Annotated in this window: 16 protein-coding genes; 9 read left to right on the top strand and 7 right to left on the bottom strand. The window is 34.2% G+C overall.

Annotated elements, in window-relative coordinates; translation table 11 throughout:
* Positions 1-56: 56 nt before the first annotated feature.
* Positions 57-218: a 50S ribosomal protein L34 gene (gene rpmH / locus ABEB23_RS01800; RefSeq protein WP_008464848.1), complete on the bottom strand. Its 162-nt coding sequence runs from the start codon at positions 216-218 to the stop codon at positions 57-59.
* Positions 219-384: 166 nt separating this feature from the next.
* Here rpmH and ABEB23_RS01795 point away from each other — a divergent pair, with 166 nt between their 5' ends.
* Positions 385-900, top strand: coding sequence for a DUF2892 domain-containing protein (locus ABEB23_RS01795; protein WP_348810661.1), 516 nt, complete (start codon positions 385-387; stop codon positions 898-900).
* A 61-nt stretch (positions 901-961) separates the two neighbouring features.
* Here the strand turns inward: ABEB23_RS01795 and ABEB23_RS01790 are convergent, their stop codons facing one another.
* Entirely contained in the window at positions 962-1,864 is a 903-nt protein-coding gene (locus ABEB23_RS01790) for a lytic transglycosylase domain-containing protein (protein ID WP_438861662.1), read from the bottom strand.
* An 11-nt stretch (positions 1,865-1,875) separates the two neighbouring features.
* Positions 1,876-2,559, bottom strand: coding sequence for an alpha/beta hydrolase (locus ABEB23_RS01785; RefSeq protein WP_348810660.1), 684 nt, complete (start codon positions 2,557-2,559; stop codon positions 1,876-1,878).
* 113 nt (positions 2,560-2,672) lie between these two features.
* Here ABEB23_RS01785 and ABEB23_RS01780 point away from each other — a divergent pair, with 113 nt between their 5' ends.
* Together ABEB23_RS01780 and ABEB23_RS01775 are read left to right on the top strand one after the other, a co-directional pair.
* Positions 2,673-3,395: a pirin family protein gene (locus tag ABEB23_RS01780; protein ID WP_348810659.1), complete on the top strand. Its 723-nt coding sequence runs from the start codon at positions 2,673-2,675 to the stop codon at positions 3,393-3,395.
* Between the two features lie 22 nt (positions 3,396-3,417).
* Positions 3,418-3,702, top strand: a complete 285-nt coding sequence (locus ABEB23_RS01775; RefSeq protein ID WP_348810658.1) for a GNAT family N-acetyltransferase — start codon at positions 3,418-3,420, stop codon at positions 3,700-3,702.
* Between the two features lie 94 nt (positions 3,703-3,796).
* Here the strand turns inward: ABEB23_RS01775 and ABEB23_RS01770 are convergent, their stop codons facing one another.
* Complete coding sequence (locus tag ABEB23_RS01770; RefSeq protein WP_348810657.1) at positions 3,797-4,864, bottom strand: hypothetical protein; 1,068 nt, start codon at positions 4,862-4,864, stop codon at positions 3,797-3,799.
* A 237-nt stretch (positions 4,865-5,101) separates the two neighbouring features.
* Between ABEB23_RS01770 and ABEB23_RS01765 the strand changes: the two genes are divergently transcribed.
* The gene (locus tag ABEB23_RS01765; RefSeq protein WP_348810656.1) at positions 5,102-5,614 is read left to right on the top strand and encodes a YybH family protein; all 513 of its coding nucleotides are present in this window, start codon (positions 5,102-5,104) and stop codon (positions 5,612-5,614) included.
* 85 nt (positions 5,615-5,699) lie between these two features.
* Here ABEB23_RS01765 and ABEB23_RS01760 read toward each other — a convergent pair whose 3' ends face one another.
* Positions 5,700-7,334 carry an ABC-F family ATP-binding cassette domain-containing protein gene (locus ABEB23_RS01760; RefSeq protein WP_348810655.1) on the bottom strand — a complete coding sequence of 545 codons (1,635 nt, stop codon included), beginning with the start codon at positions 7,332-7,334 and terminating at the stop codon, positions 5,700-5,702.
* 445 nt (positions 7,335-7,779) lie between these two features.
* On the opposite strand from ABEB23_RS01760, the gene ABEB23_RS01755 reads away from it, so the two are divergent.
* Positions 7,780-8,202, top strand: coding sequence for a hypothetical protein (locus ABEB23_RS01755; protein ID WP_348810654.1), 423 nt, complete (start codon positions 7,780-7,782; stop codon positions 8,200-8,202).
* Positions 8,203-8,274: 72 nt separating this feature from the next.
* Here the strand turns inward: ABEB23_RS01755 and ABEB23_RS01750 are convergent, their stop codons facing one another.
* Both ABEB23_RS01750 and ABEB23_RS01745 read right to left on the bottom strand, forming a co-directional pair.
* Positions 8,275-9,450 (bottom strand): GlmU family protein, encoded by a 1,176-nt coding sequence (locus ABEB23_RS01750; protein WP_348810653.1) that lies wholly within the window; start codon positions 9,448-9,450, stop codon positions 8,275-8,277.
* A gap of 178 nt (positions 9,451-9,628) precedes the next feature.
* On the bottom strand, positions 9,629-9,880 hold the full coding sequence (locus tag ABEB23_RS01745; protein ID WP_348810652.1) for a type B 50S ribosomal protein L31: 252 nt from the start codon (positions 9,878-9,880) through the stop codon (positions 9,629-9,631).
* A gap of 244 nt (positions 9,881-10,124) precedes the next feature.
* On the opposite strand from ABEB23_RS01745, the gene ABEB23_RS01740 reads away from it, so the two are divergent.
* The 4 genes from ABEB23_RS01740 (at position 10,125) to ABEB23_RS01725 (ending at position 15,455) form a co-directional block, all read left to right on the top strand.
* Positions 10,125-10,658 carry a DUF4199 domain-containing protein gene (locus ABEB23_RS01740; RefSeq protein ID WP_348810651.1) on the top strand — a complete coding sequence of 178 codons (534 nt, stop codon included), beginning with the start codon at positions 10,125-10,127 and terminating at the stop codon, positions 10,656-10,658.
* Between the two features lie 5 nt (positions 10,659-10,663).
* Positions 10,664-11,623, top strand: coding sequence for a glycosyltransferase family 2 protein (locus tag ABEB23_RS01735; RefSeq protein ID WP_348810650.1), 960 nt, complete (start codon positions 10,664-10,666; stop codon positions 11,621-11,623).
* Between the two features lie 198 nt (positions 11,624-11,821).
* Entirely contained in the window at positions 11,822-13,549 is a 1,728-nt protein-coding gene (locus ABEB23_RS01730) for a phospho-sugar mutase (protein ID WP_348810649.1), read from the top strand.
* Positions 13,550-13,628: 79 nt separating this feature from the next.
* Positions 13,629-15,455 (top strand): ABC transporter ATP-binding protein, encoded by a 1,827-nt coding sequence (locus ABEB23_RS01725; RefSeq protein ID WP_348810648.1) that lies wholly within the window; start codon positions 13,629-13,631, stop codon positions 15,453-15,455.
* Positions 15,456-15,477: the final 22 nt, after the last annotated feature.

Here is a 15,477-nt window from a genome sequence, read left to right as displayed (position 1 = left end):
GTATAAAAAAAGGCGATACTAAAAGAAGTAACGCCTTATATAAGTTTATACAAACATTATTTTTTGTGTCTAGGTTCACTAGAAACAGTCAATTTATGTCTTCCTTTAGCTCTTCTACGCGCTAGAACTTTTCTTCCATTCGCAGAAGCCATTCTGTCCATAAATCCGTGCTTATTTCTTCTTTTTCTTTTCGATGGTTGAAATGTTCTTTTGCTCATTGCTTTGTATCTTTAAAATCTTAGTTTATGTCTTATTGTTTTTTGAATAACCGTTATTCTAAAACCGAGTGCAAATATACAAAGACTTTTTTTTCTGGCAAGTAGTTTTATAAAAATATTTTTAATTCCTTTTACTATCTTTGCAATCATAAAATTACACCTTACTATGTTTCACAAAAATATTAAACTTATTATTGCCGGACTTATTATAGTTGCTGGCATTTGGCAATTTACAGAAAGCAATATCGGAAATGGAATTTTCCTTATTTTACTAAGTGCCATTCCTGTTTTTCTTTACTTTAAAAACGAATTCATTTTATTGGCTTTCCTAAAATTGAGAAAACAAGATTTTGAAGGTGCTAAAAAATGGTTGGCTTACATCAAAAATCCAGAAACTGCTTTGGTAAGAAAACAACAAGGATACTTTAATTACCTACACGGAATTATGCTTTCGCAAACCAATATCAATCAATCTGAGAAATATTTTAAGAAAGCAATCGAGTTAGGATTATCTATGGATATGGATTTGGCTGTAGCCAAATTAAATTTAGCGGGAGTTGCGATGACACGTCGCAGAAAACTGGAAGCTACTGCTCTATTAAACGAAGCTAAAAAACTGGACAAGCAAAACATGTTGAAAGATCAAATCACCATGATGAAAGAACAAATGAAGAAAATATAATTTATAAATTATTGAAAAAGGGCCAAATGAAAAACATTTGGCCCTTTTTTTTTATTTCAAATTAATATCCTTTTAAAGGAATCTCTATCTGGTATTTTTTATTGGAATCATTGACAAACTTAGATTCTCTCAGCCACGGATTGTGTATTTTTAGAATCTTATAATTAATACCCTGGCTTTTTGCAAAATCGGCCAAATCCGTAATAGAACTGTCTATTTCCACCTTCTTTACAGGCAAAATTTCATATTGTGCTTCCGGAGCAATTGCAAATCCAAATTGTGACGGGTTTTTCATAATCTCTTTTAAGGCTAGAATCCTGAACACATATCTTGAGGTTTCATCAGAAAGCAATAAATCATAGTAATTAGACACTTTTTGAATATCTATTTGCTTTTTAATTCCGGCTTCTCCTGCATTATAGGACGCAGCCACGAGCGTCCAATTCCCAAATTTTTCTTTAGCCTTCAAGAAATAACTGCAGGCTGCCTGCGTAGCTTTCTCTAAATGATAACGCTCATCTATGTTTTCATTCACTTCCAAACCTCTTTCCTTGGCCGTTTCCGGCATAAATTGCCAAACACCTTTGGCCCCGGCCGGAGAAACCACATTGACCAAACCACTTTCTATAACCGCTAAATATTTGAAATCATCAGGGATTCCATTTTTTTTCAAAACAGGTTCAATCACCGCAAAAGCACGATTGGCTCTTTTCAAAATCAATGCGGTCGAGGCATGAAGATTTTCGTTTACCAATAACTCCCTGTCCAAACGTTCTTTAACATCCGAAATTCCCAAAGGAGCTGCTTCACCTGCAAAATCAACTTTCGCTGGAAAATAACCTCCTTCTACTTGTCTTGCAAATTCATTTTGGGATTTTGGTTTAGTTGCAAAAATAAACATACCACTCACCAAAACCATTGCTGTAATCAGACTTATCCTTTTAATTTTATTTAATTTTTCCATTTTCATATTCATTATACTTTTAAATCAAAATTAGTACTTGTGCCCATTATAATATCAGGTAAATTTTCATTTAACCATTTGTACTTGTTCAGAATCATAATATGTGTTCCTCCTTTTACAATAATACATTTTGTGATGTATCTAATTGGAAAAACATCATCATTGTCCCCGTGAATATGGACAACACTTTCATCTACAACTATTCTGTCCCACAGAATTACCCGCTCAACCGCCCAATTCAAATAGCGAATATCCCGAACGGAAAGAAACTTTTCATACAATTTCAACCTTTGGTTGACCTTTTCCCCAAAAGAAAATTTAGCCAGATTTTCAACATTCAGAATCAGACTCATCGGGATTAATTTGTATGCTTTGGTCGTTTTGGCAATTTTCATCCTTCTCGGGAATTCCAAATTACTTTTGACACTTGAAATAATGATTATTTTTCTGGTTTGAACAAATTTTGCCATTTCCTGAACCAAAATCCCACCAAACGAAACCCCAATTAAAACCGGATTCGGATGTGTGATTTTTTCTGCAATCCGCTTCGCATAGTCCGGTAAGGATTCGTTATCCAAAGGAAGCTCCCATTCCAGCAGTATCATCTCAAAATTATCTTCCGGAAGCGCAATGCGCTCAAAAATTTTAGAACTGGCCGCTAAGCCCGGCATCAAATAAACAGGGATTTTACTCATATTTGTTTTAACGATTTTACAACAGTATTCCGAATTATTATCCCGAATTTTGTATAAAATTAATTTTTTTATTGAAACTTAACCGAATTCCCACCTTATATTATCAATAATTTATGACTACAAAACTATTTGAATCGAGTTCAAGAGGCAAAGCTGATTTTGGATGGCTTAAAGCTAATTTTTCTTTTTCGTTTGGAAATTATTTCAATCCTGACCGAATTCAGTTTGGCATGCTACGTGTCTTAAACGATGACACAATTGCTGGAGGAACGGGTTTTGGCACACATCCACATGCCAATATGGAGATTATCACGATTCCGCTTGAAGGCGGCTTACAACATAAGGACAGTATGGGAAACGAGGGAGTAATCCGTTTTGGAGAAGTACAAGTCATGAGTGCCGGAACTGGAGTTGAACATTCGGAAATGAATGCTAGTCAAACAGAACAGGCAAAAACACTTCAATTATGGGTATTCCCTGACAGGGAAAATGTAGAACCGAGATACGATCAAAAATCATTTGATATTGAAAATCAAATCAATACCTTTGTAAATATTGTTTCACCAAAAGAAAATAATGACGGAAATGCGCTTTGGGTTTACCAGAAAACCTTTTTTAGTTTAGGAATTTTCGAAAGCAATTCCACAACGACATACAAAGTTAAAATACCCAAAAACGGTGTGTACTTATTTTTAATTGATGGCGAAATAGCTATTGACAATGTAATCTTGAAAGCAAGAGATGCTATGGGAATTACTGATTTTGAAGAATTCAAAATACAATGCAAAACCAAATCAAAAATACTTTTGGTAGAAGTACCAATGAATCATCATTAAACACACAGAAATAAATTTTACTATGGAAATCAAAGACAATACATTTGCAAGACAATTTGAAACCGTAGTCGACGAAGGATTAGTTTCTGTTGAATATTCTTTTCAGGAAAAAAAGATATTTTTAACAAAAATCAATACCCCGGAATTATTTGATAACGAAGAATTTATTTCAAATTTTCTTAAAAACATTATGGAAATAGCCCTGGAGCGAAAATTTAAAGTAGTTCCAATCCTTCCTAAAATAGTTGTTTTCTTCAAAAAGAATCCAGTCTATAAAGAATTACTTCCTCCCGGAATACGATTATAAAAAAAGAGGCAGCCTTATTAAAGACTGCCTCTTTTTTTATATGTTTTATCTAGTCCTGAAAAACAGATACAGGATTAAAAAAAACAACTACTTATTATCTTCTTCCTCCACGCATACCGCCGCCGCCGCCGAAACCGCCGCGACCACCACTAAAACCTCCGCTTCCACCTGAACGACCTCCGCCACTGTAAGAGCTAGAAGAGCGTGAACTACTTGATGAAGGGCGAGTTGATGCCGATTGACGCGTTGACTTAGATTCACGTGAAGATGATTGTCGTGTTGATGCTGATGGAGTTGTTGGTCTTGTAGATGGTCTCGTTGACGCTCCTGTAGATGGTCTTGTCGATGCTCCCGTTGACGCTCTATTACCTCTGTCACTACCTGATCTATTACCAACATTTTTATAATTACCACTGGCCTTATTATGCGACACAGTGTTAGATCTATTTCTACTATTATTATTATAATTATTAAAATTATTTGTATTATGAATCACAGTCGTATTGCCATAACCATAACCGCCACCGTGATAATGATAATGATTATGTCGATAAATACCAACCGCCATTATCGTAAATGCCGCAAAATAAGGAGGGTAATATCCGTAATAATAAGGTGGATAGTAAGGTACATAAGCCGGAGAATACACATACTGCACAATTGGGGCAGATTCAACTACAACGGTAGTCGTTGCCGGGACATTCACGGTAACAGGATCTGGGCCCACATATCCAGGATTAGAAGTAACGGATTGAGAAGCTTTCGGTTCTACAATATAATTTTTTCCATACAAGTCTTCATCTCCCACAATCTGCATGGTAACTTTCTTATTTTTATCCTTTGAGACCAAAATAACAGCAACATCCTGTGTTTCCGTTTTACTTACCGCATCCTGAAGAACAAATGTAAAATCATCACCATCTTTCTTAGTGACTACTTTTATAAAATCAACCTTCTGGTCATTATCTAAATCAAGATTATTTACTTTTGTTTTTTCATCGTTTAACGTTTTTTCAAAATCTTCAATGGTTTTTGATTTTTGAAAAATATCCAAGACTGCATAAAGATCTAAATTATCTCCAGGCAATCCTAAAGCTTCGGGTTCTTTGTCGGTTTGTGAAAACATCGGTACGCTCCATAAGCCTGAAACTAATATTACCAATGCTAAAAAACTATTTTTCATATCTTTAATTTAAAATTAAACAACTTGAGCCAACATATCTATGCTAAATTACGAAGAAATACCTTTCTTCTTCTCAATTCCACTTAAAATTTTCACATAAACCATTCTTGTTCAGAAAAATAGAAATTATTCAAATTATTTCATAATATTAGATTAAATTTGTTTCAATAAATCTTTGAAAAACGCATTATTAGTGATTTTAAACTAAATATAATTATGAAAAACAAGATTTTAAAAGGAGGATTATTGGTCGTTATCACTGCTTTATCGATAGCCTGTAATCAAAAAAAGGAAGAACCAATCCCGGTTCCAACAATTGACAAAGAACAAATAAAAGCCGAAATTCAAGCTATTGAAGATGCTTTTGCGAAAAATTACAATACAAGAGATTCTACTGGCTTAACGTATTACGCAGATGATGCTATCAGCTTTTTTAACGGAAGCAAACCATTAGTTGGCAGAGATGCTATCCTAAAGTCTTTTAGGGAAAATCTATCGACTTTTCGAAAAGGAGTGACAGTTTCATTTGTTACTAATGAAGTTTTTGTGTCAAATGACGCTAACCATGTCGTTGAAATTGGAGGATACCAGCTAACCGATTCTACAAACACCAAAATTGAAAGTGGAAACTATATGAGTTTATTCGAGAAAAGAAATGGCAAATATTTATGCGTTAGAGACATGAGTAATCTTGACTCTCCGCCACTTGATCAATTAAACAAGGAATAAATAGCAGAAAGTCCTAAAATAAAAAGACCGTCTTTAAATATAAAAGACGGTCTTTTTGTTTTAGTATTCAGTCAGAAAGTAAATACTACTTCTCTATCTCTCTCAGATTTTCCATTTTTTTGTGCGCCAAGAAACCTGTGATATCTTCAAAATGTTCTTTCACGCGTTTGTTTCCAAATTCGAAAACTTTGGTAGCCAATCCATCTAAAAAATCACGATCGTGAGAAACTAATATTAATGTGCCGTCAAAATCACGAAGCGCATCCTTAATAATGTCTTTAGTTTTCATATCCAAATGGTTAGAAGGCTCATCCAGAATCAACAAATTCACTGGCTCCAACAATAATTTTATCATTGCCAAACGTGTTTTTTCCCCACCTGAAAGCACTTTTACCTTTTTGGTTACGTCATCTCCATGAAACATGAAAGCACCCAAAATATCTTTAATCTTAGTTCTAACATCACCAACGGCAATATCATCAATAGTCTCAAAAATAGTGGCATTTTCATCTAATAAAGCTGCTTGATTTTGGGCAAAATAACCAATTTGAGAATTATGTCCAATTTCAACAGAACCATTATCAATCCCAATTTCTTTCATTATAGCTTTGATCATTGTCGACTTACCTTCTCCATTTTTCCCAACAAAAGCAACCTTTTGACCTCTTTCAATCACAACATTGGCATCTTTGAAAACCACGTGATCTCCATAAGACTTTGACATCTCTTTTATAATTACTGGATATTGTCCGGAACGAGCAGCTGGTGGAAATTTTAGTTTCAATGCTGAAGTATCAACTTCATCCACCTGTACAATAACCAGTTTTTCTAACATCTTAACTCGAGACTGAACCGCATCTGTTTTAGAAAATGTTCCTTTAAAACGGTCAATAAAAGCCCTATTATCAGCAATCATCCGTTGTTGCTCATCATATGCTTTTTGCTGGTGCATTCTACGGTCTTTTCTTAACTCTAAATAATGGGAATACTTGGCTTTGTAATCATAAATCCTTCCCATCGTCACCTCAATAGTACGATTGGTAATATTATCAACAAAAGCCCTGTCGTGTGAAATAACTACGACAGCTTTAGCCGAATTAATCAAGAAATCTTCCAGCCATTGGATACTTTCGATGTCCATGTGATTGGTAGGCTCATCCAGCAAAATCAAATCCGGTTTTTTCAAAAGGATTTTCGCTAATTCGATTCTCATTCTCCAACCTCCCGAAAACTCCGAAGTTTGACGTGTAAAATCTTCACGAACAAAACCCAAACCCACTAATATTTTCTCAACTTCAGCTTCATAGTTTACTTCTTCAATCGCATAGTATTTCTCACTCAAGTCAGAAACCCTTTCGATAAGCTTCATGTATTCATCGCTTTCATAATCGGTACGAATAGTCAATTGCTCATTGATTTCATCGATTTCTGCTTTCATTCCAAAAATTTCTCCAAAAGCTTTTGAAGTTTCCTCCATTACCGTTGCTCCATCAGTCGTTAATAAATGCTGAGGCAAATAAGCAACAATAGCATCTTTGGGTGCCGAAATATTTCCAGTCGAAGGTTTGCTTTGTCCTGCGATTATTTTTAGAAGCGTCGATTTTCCTGCTCCATTTTTACCCATTAGGGCAATTTTATCATTTTCATTAATAGCAAAAGAAACATCACTAAAAAGTGTAGTCCCACCAAATTGCACCGATATGTCGTTAACTGTAATCATTATTTTTATTTAAAGTTTAATGTTCAAATGCTTAAAGTTATGATTTATACTTTTGAACACTTTTTTTGAAGGTGCAAAGATAGGTTAATTAAGCAATTAGACAATTGTTAATTAAAAAAGGAAGCGCCAACAAAAACTTTCGTGGAGTCTCAAAAAAAGAGGAAGTGTTATTTCACAATTCATATTAAATCCAAACAGTAAAATCACCCCCATTTTTATCTTATAATGAGGAAAACCGTAAGGAAGTGCTCAATATTGACTTTAGTTTTGTTCGAATAAAAACACACAATGCCACAGATCTCTCTAGATATTAATTTATTAATGACCATAGAGCTGGCTGTACTACTCATGGGAGCTGCATGTGTCATTTATATCATTTTAAAAATGCGCCATAAAAAGTAATAGTAAAAAAAACTCAAAACAGGCAGCAAGCCAGCAAAATAACATGATTTCAAAAAACAAAATCAAAGACATCAGTTTAGTTGATACCGGGATAATTTTAGACTTTAAATTCCAAAAACAAATCGAAATTTCATTTAAGAAACTAGAAAAAATTCACATTAAAGTGATTCAAATTCGCCCCATTCATGAATTTCTATTCCTGTTAGGTTGCGTGAGTTTTGGCGTCTTATGTTTAATCTATTTACCATTCGATTTCGCTCTATTCATTCCTTTTGCACTCGTGATAATAGCAGCAGTAAAAATAAATAATTATAAAAATTACGAATTATGCATCACTTTAAAAAACGGCCAAGTTCTAAAAAAAACAGTCCCTTTAGAGTTAAAATATAAGACTTTAGAAATCATAGACAGCACTCGTAAAAAAATTTATTTGTCTAAAATAAATAATGAAAATAACCCTTCTTAAATTAATTTTAAAAAAAGTGCTTGTAGAAAATTGATCTCTACAAGCACTTTTTGAATACTCCTGTTTGTTATTCTATTCTTTCCTCCACTTTTTAGTTTCCTCAAAAATATGTTCTAAAATAGCGGCTTCTTTTTCATCGAATTCAACATTCCTGCGACTCATCACTAATCGAGCCGTTTCAAAAGCCTTTTTAGTAATATAAGTGGTAAAGCCTGAGGCACCTCCCCAAGAAAAACTAGGCACAAAATTGCGAGGAAATCCCGTGCCAAAAATATTAGAACTCACTCCCACTACCGTACCTGTGTTAAACATCGTATTTATACCACATTTACTATGGTCTCCCATCATCAATCCACAAAATTGCAATCCTGTTTTAGCAAATCCTGCGGTTTCATAGCTCCACAAACGCACCTCTTCATAATTGTTTTTCAGGTTCGAATTGTTACTGTCTGCACCTATATTACACCATTCACCAAGAACAGAATCACCAAGGAATCCATCATGTCCTTTATTTGAATAAGCAAAAAGAACTGCATTTTTAACTTCTCCGCCAATTCTGGAATAGGGACCAACAGTTGTGGCTCCATAGACTTTAGCAGCCATTTTAATCTGAGCATTTTCACACAATGCCAATGGCCCTCGCACAACAGAACCTTCCATTATTTCTGCATTTTTACCGATATAAATAGGTCCTGAAGAAGCATTTAAAGTAACAAACTCCAATTTGGCTCCCTCCTCGATAAAAATATTTTCTGGCGCAATCACATTAACGCTTTTAGGTATCTGTTGTGATGTCCTGTCTTCTGTTAAGAAATTAAAATCTTCCCGAATAGCAGCATCATTATTAGAGAAAATATCCCAGGTGTTTTTAACTGTAATACAATCCCCTTTATATTCTATAATATCGTAGCTGTCAAAATCAACTTCTTCCTGATTTTCATTGGTATAAAATGCAATTACTTCATCACCTTTGAAAATAGCCTGATTCGATTCCAGATTACTCACCATTTCAGCCAATACATCATTGGGAAGAAAAGAAGCATTAATCATAATATTCTCTTCCAACTCAACCATTGGAAACTTCTCCGAAAGATATTCCTCGGTCAATGTAGTTGTGGTAGACCCCAAACGCATTTCCCATTTTTGACGAATCGTCACAATACCGATAAGTATATCTGCAACAGGACGTGTAAAAGTAAAAGGCAATAATGCATTTCTGGCTGGGCCATCAAAAAGTATGTAATTCATAAATAAAAATGATTTTCTGAATGTTAAAATATTGATTTGGTTATCACCGTCAAAGTTACAATTATTTTTTATGTAACCTCAAAAGGACAAATCCCTTAAATCGGGCTTTTTAAAAATAAATCCATAAAAAAAGCCTTCCAAAAAGGAAGGCTTCATTGTATTAAAAAACAAGTTAAAATTATTTAACGTGTTTAGCGTATTTAGTTTTGAATTTATCAATACGTCCTGCAGTATCGATAAGTTTAGATTTACCTGTGTAAAAAGGGTGAGAAGTTCTAGAAATCTCCATTTTCACAACTGGATATTCTACACCGTCAACAACGATTGTTTCTTTAGTATCTGCAGTAGATTTAGTAATAAAAACATCTTCGTTTGACATGTCTTTAAAAGCTACTAATCTGTAATTTTCTGGGTGTACACCTTTTTTCATCTTAAATCTTTTTTTATTTGTTTCAATTATAACTTGCTTTGAAGCTTCTCTTCTGACAGAAAAGGTATAAACACTTTATAACTTTTTGTTTTTACATCATTATTTTGAGTCTGCAAATTTACAATTATTTTTTAATAATCAAATCTTTGTTTGACTTTTTTTATCTGCATTGTAAAAAGCGTTTTTTATCCTTCTATATATTGGGAATTGCTATATTTGTGGATTAATAATAAAACAGCTACTAATGATTAATGAAATTATAAAAAGAAACGGAATTACTTTTGGAATAATAACAGGAATTAGTTCTGTATTACTAACAACCATAATCTATTCTATTGATTTGGAATTATTTACCGCATGGTGGAATAGCGTTGTGAGCTTCACTCTTTATATTGTAATTGCCGTAGTCTTACTTACCAAAACAAAGCGTGAATTAAACGGAATATTTCCTTTCAAAGACGCCTTCACGACTTATTTTATATCAGCAGTGATTGGTATTCTTATTTCTGTTTCTTTTAATATCATATTATTTAACTTTATTGACCCTGCCGCAAAAGATGCTATTAAGGAAATAACCATAAAATATATGATTAGCACTTTAGAGAAATTCGGCACTCCAGCCTCGGCAATTAACGAAGCCATTGCTAAACTAAAAGAAAACGATCAGTTTTCAATTACCGAACAATTAAAAGGATCTATATTCAGTATTTTATTTAGTGCCATTTTCGGATTACTTTTGGCCGCATTCTTTAAAAGCAAAACTTCATCACAAGAATAATAGTAATGAATTTATCTATACTCATACCGCTTCTTAATGAAGAAGAATCACTTCAAGAACTTTACACTTGGATCATCAAAGTAATGGAATCAAACCATTATTCTTATGAGATCATTTTTGTAGATGACGGAAGTACCGATAATTCATGGTCACTTATAGAAGGCTTTGCTCGCAAAAACCCTCATGTAAAAGGCATTCGTTTCATGAAAAATTTTGGAAAATCACAAGCACTGCATGCCGGTTTTGCAAAAGCCCTGGGTGATGTTATTATCACTATGGACGCCGATTTACAAGACAGTCCCGAAGAAATTCCAGGATTGTATAACAAAATCGTTAAACAAAATTTCGATTTGGTTTCCGGTTGGAAAAAGAAACGATACGATTCTGTTGTTGCTAAAAACTTACCTTCCAAATTATTCAATTGGGCAGCCCGAAAAACATCTGGTGTAGAATTGAATGATTTCAATTGCGGATTAAAAGCCTATAAAAACGTAGTCGTGAAAAACATCGAAGTATCTGGTGAAATGCACCGTTATATTCCTGTTTTAGCAAAAAATGCCGGCTTTGGAAAAATTGGGGAACAAGTTGTACAACATCAGGCAAGAAAATACGGTGAAACCAAATTTGGAATGGAACGTTTCATCAATGGTTTCTTAGATTTAATAACCATTTGGTTTCTTTCAAGATTTGGAAAAAGGCCCATGCACTTATTTGGCGCCATCGGATCTTTAATGTTTATCATCGGGTTTATACTGGCGGGATATATCGGGATTTCAAAACTATACCATATGTATAACGATATGCGCTATAGTCTGGTAACAAATAATCCATGGTTTTATATTGCTTTAACCACTATGGTTTTGGGAACACAATTGTTTTTAGCGGGATTTCTTGGTGAAATTATTTTACGTACAAAAAACAATGAAGCAAGATATAAAGTTTCAAGTGAGGTGAATTTTTTATAACTCCCGTTCAAGAAAAACTATTTAAATAGTATAACATATTGATTGAATTTGCGAATTGCATTTCATCAGAATTACTGAAATTTGTCCAAATTATTTTGTAGACAAAAAAAGTGAAAGACGCTATAAAGTTTCAAAGGAGGTGATTTTTTTATAGTTATCATTTGCACAAAAAAACTAAAAACTAAAAAAACTGATACAATGAACATCGCACAAAACATTTTGGATGCCGTAAATGAATGGTTGACCCCAACATTTGACGCTGCAACGCAAGAAGCTGTCAAAACTATGATGACCAATTCCCCTAAAGAACTGGAAGAAAGTTTTTATAAAAATCTCGAATTCGGAACTGGTGGTATGCGAGGTATCATGGGAGTTGGAAACAACCGAATCAATAAATACACCCTTGGAAAAAGTACACAAGGACTTTCGGATTATTTGCACACAGCTTTCCCAAACCAACCTCTGAAAGCGGTTATTGCTTATGATTGTCGTCATAACAGCAATACATTAGCCAAGGTGGTTGCTGATGTTTTCTCTGCTAATGGAATTCAGGTATATTTATTTTCGGATTTACGTCCAACACCAGAGTTGTCATTTGCACTTAAATATTTAGGTTGTCAATGCGGAATTGTATTAACTGCATCACATAATCCGCCAGAATACAATGGATACAAAGTATATTGGCAAGATGGAGGACAAATTGTTCCACCGGAAGACGAAGGAATTATAAATGTAATTGAGAATTTGAATTACAATCAAATCAAGTTTGCCGCTAATGAAAGTTTGATACACTATATTGATAAAGACGTAGATCAGGCTTTTATTAAATCATCCATAGAAAATGCCAGTTTTAATACACCGGCTGAAGCCAAAGAAAATCTAAATATTGTTTTCACCTCATTACACGGAACCTCTATAACATTAGTTCCTGATACTTTATCACAGGCAGGATATCCTAATGTAAATATTGTTCCTGAACAAGCCGTACCAAATGGAGATTTTCCAACTGTGAAATCACCAAATCCGGAAGAACCGGAAGCCTTATCAATGGCATTGGCATTAGCGGATAAAACTAATGCAGATATCGTTATTGGTACTGACCCGGATTGTGACCGATTAGGTGTTGCCGTTCGAAATAACGAAGGCCAAATGACTTTACTCAATGGTAATCAAACCATGATTTTAATGACTGCCTTTTTATTGGAAGAATGGAAAAAAGCAGGTAAAATCAATGGCAAACAATTCGTAGGTTCTACTATTGTTTCAACTCCTATGATAATGGAGCTAGCCACTGCTTACGGAGTAGAATGCAAAGTAGGTTTGACTGGTTTTAAATGGATTGCCAAAATGATAAAAGATTTCCCGGAACTGCAATTTATTGGCGGTGGAGAAGAAAGTTTTGGATACATGGTTGGCGATGCTGTGCGTGATAAAGATGCTGTTGCAGCTACTTTATTGATTTGCGAAGTTGCGTCTCAGGCCAAAGCCAAAGGAAGCACCGTTTATAAAGAATTATTGAAACTTTATGTAGAGCACGGTTTCTACAAAGAATATTTGGTTTCATTAACCAAAAAAGGAATGGATGGTTTACAGGAAATCAATCAGATGATGATTGACTTGAGAGAAAATCCATTGAAAGAAATCAACGGACAAAGAGTGGTTATGGTTGAGGATTATCAATCTTCAATAGCCAAAAACCTGCTTAGCAATGAAGAACTAACAATGGATCTTCCAAAATCGAATGTACTTATTTATTACACCGAAGACGGTTCAAAAATTTGTGCACGACCAAGCGGAACAGAACCAAAAATAAAGTTCTATATCAGTGTGAATACTGAATTGGATTCGGTTGAAAATTTCACGGAAGTGGAAAGCATTTTAAATGCCAAAATAAAAAACATCATTGCTGCCATGCAATTGAATTAATAGCATACAAATTGATTTTTCTGAAGGACCCGACATGTTTATAAAACGTGTCGGGTCTTAACGATAAAAAATAATACAAATGAACAATTTCAAAAAAATATTCCCTTTCATTATTCCTTATAAAAAATATGCTTACCTGAACATATTTTTTAATATCCTCTATGCGTTTTTCGGTACACTTTCTTTTGTATCCTTAATGCCTATGATGGATGTTTTATTTGGGCAGTCGAAAAAAAATTACGTACTTCCTACATATAAAGGAATTTGGGAATTAAAAGCTTATTTATCTGATTCTCTAAGCTATTATTTAACATCGATTACTGATGCTAACGGAATTGGCTATACCCTATCCATATTGGTTGCAGGTATTATCACCATCTTTTTATTGAAAAATCTATCCGATTATTTGGCTATGTTTTTCATTACCTACCTTAGAAACGGTATTTTGAGAGACATTCGAAATGCGATGTACAAAAAAACACTTGATTTACCACTTTCCTTTTTTTCTGAAAAGAGAAAAGGAGATACCATTTCCAGAATTTCAGGCGATGTAAATGAAGTTCAAAATTCATTTTTATCAATCTTGGAATTAGCGGTAAAAGAGCCGTTGACCATAATTTTTACAATCGTAACCATGTTTACAATCAGCGTAAAACTTACGGTTTTTGTATTCATTTTCATTCCTGTTTCCGGTTATGTCATTTCACTGATTGGAAAAAAATTAAAAAAACAATCAACCAAAGCCCAAGAGGAACAAGGAATATTTTTATCTACCATTGAAGAAACACTTGGCGGGTTAAAAGTGGTAAAAGGATATAATTCTGAGAAATATTTCAATAGAGTATTCCAAAATTCAACCAATCGTTTTTTCGGTTTGTCTAACAGTATTGGAAACCGACAAAATCTAGCCTCCCCTATGAGTGAATTTATGGGAATTATGGTTATTGCCATTTTACTTTGGTACGGAGGACATATGGTTTTAATTGAGCAAACTCTAAAAGGTGCCGCTTTCATTACTTACATGGGATTGGCATACAACATCCTTACCCCCGCAAAATCTATTTCGAAAGCTTCTTATGCAATCAAAAGAGGAAATGCAGCAGCAGAAAGAATATTGGAAATCCTGGATCAGCAAAACACAATCACCAGTAAAAAAGATGCGCTACAAAAAAACTCCTTCGATTCAGAAATAGCAATCAAAAACATCAACTTTAAATACGAAGAAGAAACAGTTTTAAAAGACTTTTCACTTGACATAAAAAAAGGACAGACTGTTGCTTTGGTTGGTCAATCAGGAAGCGGAAAAAGCACCATTGCCAATTTACTGACACGTTTCTACGATGTCAATGAAGGAACTATCAGCATTGATGGTGCCAATATTAAAGACATGAATCTGCAATCTCTTCGTGGATTAATGGGATTGGTAACCCAAGACAGTATTTTATTTAACGACACCATAAAAGCAAACATTTCCCTTGGCAAATTGGACGCCACTGACGACGAAATCATTGAGGCCCTTAAAATTGCTAATGCTTTCGAATTTGTAAACCAACTTCCAAATGGTATCTACACCAATATTGGTGACAGTGGAAATAAACTTTCGGGCGGACAAAAACAACGTTTATCAATTGCTCGCGCCGTTTTGAAGAATCCACCGATAATGATTCTTGACGAAGCCACTTCGGCTTTAGATACCGAAAGCGAAAAATTTGTGCAAGTAGCCTTAGAGAACATGATGCAAAACAGAACTTCTATTGTTATAGCACATCGTCTTTCTACTATTCAAAAAGCAGATGCCATTGTAGTGATGCAAAAAGGAAAAATTGTTGAACAGGGTACTCATGAGGAACTTATTGCACTAAACGGCACTTATAACAAATTAGTAACCATGCAGTCTTTTGAATAACGGTTGGATATTCGTACTTTTA

The sequence above is a fragment of the Flavobacterium maritimum genome (assembly GCF_040049085.1).
GTDB lineage: Bacteria > Bacteroidota > Bacteroidia > Flavobacteriales > Flavobacteriaceae > Flavobacterium > Flavobacterium maritimum.
This window is presented reverse-complemented; position numbering and strand designations above follow the sequence as displayed.